Annotated in this window: 6 protein-coding genes; 5 read left to right on the top strand and 1 reads right to left on the bottom strand. The window is 60.6% G+C overall.

Annotated features, from left to right (window positions below):
• Nucleotides 1-295: 295 nt before the first annotated feature.
• The 5 genes from D8U69_RS06820 (at nt 296) to D8U69_RS06840 (ending at nt 4,344) form a co-directional block, all read left to right on the top strand.
• Nucleotides 296-1,672, top strand: coding sequence for a pyridoxal-phosphate dependent enzyme (locus D8U69_RS06820; protein WP_130906973.1), 1,377 nt, complete (start codon nt 296-298; stop codon nt 1,670-1,672).
• Complete coding sequence (locus D8U69_RS06825) at nt 1,669-2,847, top strand: PLP-dependent aspartate aminotransferase family protein (RefSeq protein ID WP_130904693.1); 1,179 nt, start codon at nt 1,669-1,671, stop codon at nt 2,845-2,847. The genes D8U69_RS06820 and D8U69_RS06825 overlap by 4 nt, the downstream gene beginning before the upstream one ends.
• Before the next feature lie 66 nt (nt 2,848-2,913).
• Nucleotides 2,914-3,408, top strand: coding sequence for a hypothetical protein (locus D8U69_RS06830; protein WP_056853377.1), 495 nt, complete (start codon nt 2,914-2,916; stop codon nt 3,406-3,408).
• A 71-nt stretch (nt 3,409-3,479) separates the two neighbouring features.
• Nucleotides 3,480-3,932 (top strand): hypothetical protein, encoded by a 453-nt coding sequence (locus D8U69_RS06835; protein WP_130906974.1) that lies wholly within the window; start codon nt 3,480-3,482, stop codon nt 3,930-3,932.
• A 25-nt stretch (nt 3,933-3,957) separates the two neighbouring features.
• Nucleotides 3,958-4,344 (top strand): VOC family protein, encoded by a 387-nt coding sequence (locus D8U69_RS06840; RefSeq protein ID WP_056853374.1) that lies wholly within the window; start codon nt 3,958-3,960, stop codon nt 4,342-4,344.
• Between the two features lie 429 nt (nt 4,345-4,773).
• On the opposite strand, the gene D8U69_RS06845 is transcribed toward D8U69_RS06840, so the two are convergent.
• On the bottom strand, nt 4,774-6,000 hold a 1,227-nt coding region (locus D8U69_RS06845; RefSeq protein ID WP_130906975.1), incomplete at its 5' end, for a malate:quinone oxidoreductase.

Consider the following 6,000-nt stretch of genomic DNA (forward strand, 5'->3'; position numbering starts at 1 on the left):
CTTTCTCCTGCATCTATCTCCCTCGTACAGCCAGTCAAATGCAGCCCCCAAACAGGTCACCGGATTCAGGGTATTTCCCCAACGTCGGGGTCACTGGCAGCCTTGGCAGGCTCTGCCAAATCCGCTCTGAAATCATCGCTATTGTATCGCCCGGCAACGCGACCGACTGACCGGGAGCGGTTGCGAATGAGCCGATCCCGGCCTATGGTCCAGACACAACAATATCGACAACCGGCGCCATGACCGGCCGCCCCTTTTGTTCATCCTGTGCGCATATGCGCAGTGAGGTGACCACATGCCTGATAACTCCCGCCCCGCGGTACTTGAACTGATCGGCAACACGCCACTGGTGCGTGTCAGCCGTTTCGATACCGGCCCCTGCACCCTGTTTCTCAAGCTCGAATCACAAAACCCCGGCGGCTCCATCAAGGACCGCATCGGTCTGGCCATGATCGACGCCGCCGAGCGCGACGGTCGCCTGCGACCCGGTGGCACGATCGTCGAAGCCACCGCTGGCAATACTGGCCTGGGCCTGGCGCTGGTCGGCCGCGCCAAAGGTTACCGGGTGGTGCTGGTGGTGCCGGACAAGATGTCCACCGAGAAAGTCCTGCACCTCAAGGCCATGGGCGCCGAGGTTCACATCACCCGATCCGATGTCGGCAAGGGTCATCCCGAGTATTACCAGGACGTTGCCGGACGTTTGGCGAGTGAGATTCCCGACGCCTTTTTTGCCGATCAATTCAACAATCCGGCCAACCCGCTGGCCCACGAGTGCAGCACCGCGCCGGAGATCTGGGCGCAGACCCAGCACGATGTCGATGCCATTGTCGTCGGTGTCGGTTCGGCCGGCACACTGACCGGCCTGACCCGTTTCTTCAAGCGCGTACAGCCGGAGCTGGAGATGGTGCTGGCGGACCCGGTCGGCTCAGTGATGGCCGAATACAGCCGCAGCGGCGCCATCGGCACCCCGGGCTCCTGGGCAGTGGAAGGCATCGGCGAGGACTTTATCCCGTCGATTGCCGACCTCTCCAGCGTGGGCCACGCCTACTCGATCAGCGATGAAGAAAGCTTCGATCACGCTCGCCAGTTATTGCGCGCCGAAGGCATCCTCGGTGGCTCTTCGACCGGCACCCTGTTAGCAGCGGCGTTGCGCTATTGCCGCGAACAGACCGTACCGAAACGCGTGGTCAGCTTTGTCTGCGACACCGGCACTCGCTATCTGTCGAAGGTCTACAACGACCAATGGATGAGCGACCAGGGCTTGCTGCAAAGCAAACGCTACGGCGACCTGCGCGACCTGATTGCGCGGCGCTTCGAGGACGGCCGGGTGATCAGCGTCGGCCCCGACGACACATTGCTCACCGCGTTCCAGCGCATGCGCCTGGCGGACGTCTCGCAACTGCCGGTGCTGATCGATGGTCAGCGTCTGGTTGGGGTGATCGATGAATCCGACATTTTGCTGCGGGTGCATCAGGACGCTTCGCACTTCCGCCTGACTGTCGCCGACGCCATGACCGACAAACTGCAAACCCTGCCACCCGCCGCCAGCCTCGCTGAACTGCAGGAAGAACTCGACCGCGGACTGGTGGCGATCATCGCCGACACCTCAGGCTTCCACGGCCTGATCACCCGGGTCGACTTGCTCAATCATCTACGGAGATCCCTTGCATGAGTCAGCACGATAAAACGGGCGCCGCCCATGGTTTTGCCACCCGAGTGATTCACGCCGGGCAAGAGCCGGACCCGTCCACCGGGGCGTTGATGCCGCCGATCTATGCCAACTCCACTTACCTGCAGCAAAGTCCGGGCGTACACAAGGGCCTCGACTACGGGCGCTCGCACAACCCGACACGCTGGGCACTGGAACGCTGCGTGGCTGATCTGGAGGGTGGCTCCCGGGCGTTCGCCTTCGCTTCCGGGCTGGCGACCATTTCCACGGTGCTGGAACTGCTCGATGCGGGCTCGCACATTGTTTCTGGCAACGACTTGTACGGCGGGACTTTCCGCCTGTTCGACAAAGTGCGCCAACGCAGCGCCGGGCATCGATTCAGTTTTGTCGACCTGACCGACCTGTCGGCGTTCGAGGCGGCGTTACAGGAAGACACGCGCATGGTCATGGTCGAGACGCCGAGCAATCCGCTGCTGCGGCTCTCGGACCTGGCCGCCATCGCCCGCATCTGCCGCGCTCGCGACATCATCTGCGTGGCCGACAACACCTTTGCCAGTCCGTGGATCCAACGCCCACTGGAGCTGGGTTTCGATATCGTGCTGCACTCGACCACCAAGTATTTGAACGGTCACTCGGATGTGATCGGCGGCATCGCTGTGGTCGGCCAGAACGCCGAACTGGCGGAGCGCCTGGGTTTCCTGCAAAACGCCGTGGGCGCCATCGCCGGGCCGTTCGATGCCTTTCTCACCTTGCGCGGGGTCAAGACCCTGGCGCTGCGCATGGAGCGCCACTGCAGCAACGCGCTGGAACTGGCGCAATGGCTGGAGCAACAACCGCAAGTGGCGCGCGTGTACTACCCAGGCCTGCCCTCACACCCGCAGCACGAACTGGCGCGCCAGCAAATGCGCGGCTTCGGCGGGATGATTTCCGTCGACCTCAATACTGACCTGGCCGGCTCAAGACGCTTCCTCGAAAACGTGCAGATCTTCGCCCTTGCTGAAAGCCTGGGCGGCGTTGAAAGCCTGATCGAACACCCGGCGATCATGACCCACGCCACCATCCCCGTGGAAACCCGCGCGCAACTGGGCATCGGTGATGCGCTGGTGCGGCTGTCGGTGGGGGTCGAGGACGTCGAAGACTTGCGCGCGGATCTCGCACAGGCGTTGGCACGCATTTAACGCCGCCGTAGGAGCGGGTACATTCACCCTTGAACACTGGATTCACATTTTTCGGATAATCAAGACATGTCCAACCCAGAGACTTCCCTGCAAGACACCGCTGCACCCGACGGCGTTTGTTACGGCTGCGGTGGCAGCAACCCACACGGACTGCACATCAAGAGTTACTGGCATGAGGACGGCAAACATGTCGTAGCCGAGCATGTACCCGAAACCAAATACTGCGGCTGGCCGGACCTGGTCTACGGCGGCTTGATCGCGATGCTGGTGGACTGCCACTCGAACTGGACGGCGATGGCCTTTCATTACCGTCAGGAAAACCGCGAAGTCGCGAGCCTGCCGCGGATCAATTGCGTCACCGGCAACCTGGGCATCAAATTCATCAAGCCGACACCCATGGGCGTGCCGCTGACGTTGCGGGCGACCGTTGAAGGCGAAGTCGGACGCAAAACCCGAGTCATCTGCGAGGTCTTCGCCGGGGACGTACTGACAGCGGTGGGCGACTCGGTTTTCGTCCGGGTCGACACCGGGCAACTCGCCGACGCCGCGCACGGCCGATAGCGCAGCGCCGCTATGAGCCGCAGAGTGATCAATCGGCGACATCCGCTCATGTTCAACAAAGGAGTGCAGCAATGAAACTCAGACATTCACTGGCGGCGCTGACGATCACCCTCGGTGTCTACGGCTGCACCTCATCCTCAAACCATGGCGTCTTCGTGAACCTTGATGCGACCCGACAGAATGCCGGTCAGATCGGCAATGTCACGTTGTCCGATTGGGGCAAACAGACCGGACTGAGCTTCTTCATCAGCGGCGCTCCAATGGGATCCACCCTGCCCTTGCGCCTCTACAGTTTTATCAACAAAGGCAGCTGCCAGCAGCCCGGCCCGATCGCCTACGCAATGAACGACCGAGTCAACACCGAGCGCCAACCCATACGCGGCTGGACCTTTTCCAGAAGCGTACCGGTGGCATTGCCTGAACTGCTGACCAGTGAGCATCACATACTCGTGCGCACAGCTGCGACCGATGGCAACGTTGATATTTTTTGTGGGGATATCAAGCAGTCGACCATGGCGCAATAGCCACACTCGCTCACAAGGAAAAAACATGAAAATCGTAGTCACCAGCGTGATGGTCGACGACCAGGACAAGGCACTGGCCTTCTACCGGGACGTACTCGGTTTTGAACTCAAGCATGACATCCCGATGGGCCAGTTCCGCTGGCTGACGCTCACCTCGACCGGCGATCCCGACGGCGTCGAATTGCTATTGGAGCCCGATGCCCACCCGGCAGCGAAACCGTTCAAGTCGGCGATCAAACAGGACGGGATTCCCTACACCTCATTCGGCGTCGACGACGTTCACGCCGAGTACCAACGGCTGCTCGCTGCTGGCGTGCACTTCACTCAGCCACCAACAGCGATGGGGCCGGTGACGACCGCGGTGTTCGATGATACGTGCGGCAATCTGATCCAGATTGCGCAAAAGAACTGAACCGTCATTCACACCGGCGAAATGGTCGCGAGCACGCCAATCAGAATCGTCACAACCAAAAAACCACCGAGGAAAATCGCCATTTTGCCCATAAAGGCCTCCTGCATATTGAAGTTGCGGTGCACCGCGTCCGAGTCGCGGAACGGGTCACTATAGTGAGGCGCAAACTGCACTCATTACAGATGCAGAAAACATAAAATAATACGGATCAGATACAAATCCCTGCAGGAGCGAGCCTGCTCGCGACGGGCGTCAACGATAACGCGTGCTTCCTGAAGAAACACGGGCGCTCTCAGGTGCATCGCGAGCAGGCTCGCTCCTACAACCGACAGCTCACAAAAAACCCGCTGACCGTTACCGGTTCAGCGGGTTTTCTTTACTGCGGATCAGCTAAATCAGGCATCCCACCTCAACGGCAGAACAACTGGATCACAAAGCCATATCAGCCGCAGCATTTTCCTTCGGTGCTTTCGGTGCTTCTGCCGGAACAGTAACCGGAGCAGCCTGGCCAATCGCCGGCGGCGGGGTCAGTTCCAGCACCTTGGCGGTGTAGGCCCACTCCTGCGCAACCTTTTCAGGGCTGGCGTTCAGTTGTGTGCCATAGCTCGGCACGATCTGGTGCAGTTTTTCCTGCCAGGCCGGGGTGGCGACCTTGTCCTTGAAGACCTTCTGCAGCACGCTCAGCATGATCGGTGCGGCGGTCGAAGCACCTGGGGAAGCGCCCAGCAGGCCGGCGATGGTGCCGTCTTGCGAAGCGACGATTTCGGTGCCCAGTTTCAGCACACCACCGGCGGCTTCGTCACGCTTGATGATCTGCACGCGCTGGCCCGCTTGCCACAGGCGCCAATCTTCGGCCTTGGCATTCGGGAAGTATTCTTTCAGGGCGTTGAGGCGGTCTTCGTCCGACAGCATCAGTTGACCTGCAAGGTACTCGACCAGCGGGTATTCCTTGATGCCGACCTTGGTCATCGGCCACACGTTGTGCGTGGTGGTGGTGGTCAGCAGGTCCAGGTAGGAACCTTCTTTGAGGAACTTGGTGCTGAAGGTCGCGAATGGGCCAAACAGGATCACGCGCTTGCCGTCCAGCACACGGGTGTCCAGGTGCGGAACCGACATCGGCGGTGCGCCAACGGAAGCTTTACCGTAGGCCTTGGCCAGGTGTTGCTCGGCGAGGGTCGGGTTTTCGGTCACGAGGAACGAGCCGCCCACCGGGAAACCTGCGTATTCCTTGGCTTCAGGAATGCCGGACTTTTGCAGCAGATGCAGGGCACCGCCGCCGGCACCGATGAACACGAACTTGGCGTCGGTTTCGGTTTTAGTGCCGTCTTTCAGGTTTTTGTAGCTGACACGCCAGGTGCCGTCGTCGTTCTTGGTGATGTCCTGCACTTCGCTGGACAGCTTCAAGTCGAATTTTGGCGTGGTTTGCAGGTGCGCAACGAACTGACGGGTGATTTCGCCGAAGTTCACGTCGGTGCCGATCGGGCTCCAGGTGGCCGCGACTTTCTGGTTCGGGTCACGCCCTTCCATCATCAGCGGGACCCACTTCTTGATCACAGCCGGGTCTTCGGAGTACTGCATGCCGGCGAACAGCGGGCTCGCTTGCAGGGCTTCGTAGCGCTTTTTCAGGAACTTGATGTTGTCATCGCCCCACACGAA

Origin of the sequence: Pseudomonas sp. Sample_16, assembly GCF_004307665.1 — a bacterium.
GTDB lineage: Bacteria > Pseudomonadota > Gammaproteobacteria > Pseudomonadales > Pseudomonadaceae > Aquipseudomonas.

Excerpts from the sequence above, each read along its gene's own strand:
- D8U69_RS06820 (WP_130906973.1), top strand. The coding sequence starts at position 296 with ATGCCTGATAACTCCCGCCCCGCGGTACTTGAACTGATCGGCAACACG.
- D8U69_RS06825 (WP_130904693.1), top strand. The coding sequence starts at position 1,669 with ATGAGTCAGCACGATAAAACGGGCGCCGCCCATGGTTTTGCCACCCGA.
- D8U69_RS06830 (WP_056853377.1), top strand. The coding sequence starts at position 2,914 with ATGTCCAACCCAGAGACTTCCCTGCAAGACACCGCTGCACCCGACGGC.
- D8U69_RS06835 (WP_130906974.1), top strand. The coding sequence starts at position 3,480 with ATGAAACTCAGACATTCACTGGCGGCGCTGACGATCACCCTCGGTGTC.
- D8U69_RS06840 (WP_056853374.1), top strand. The coding sequence starts at position 3,958 with ATGAAAATCGTAGTCACCAGCGTGATGGTCGACGACCAGGACAAGGCA.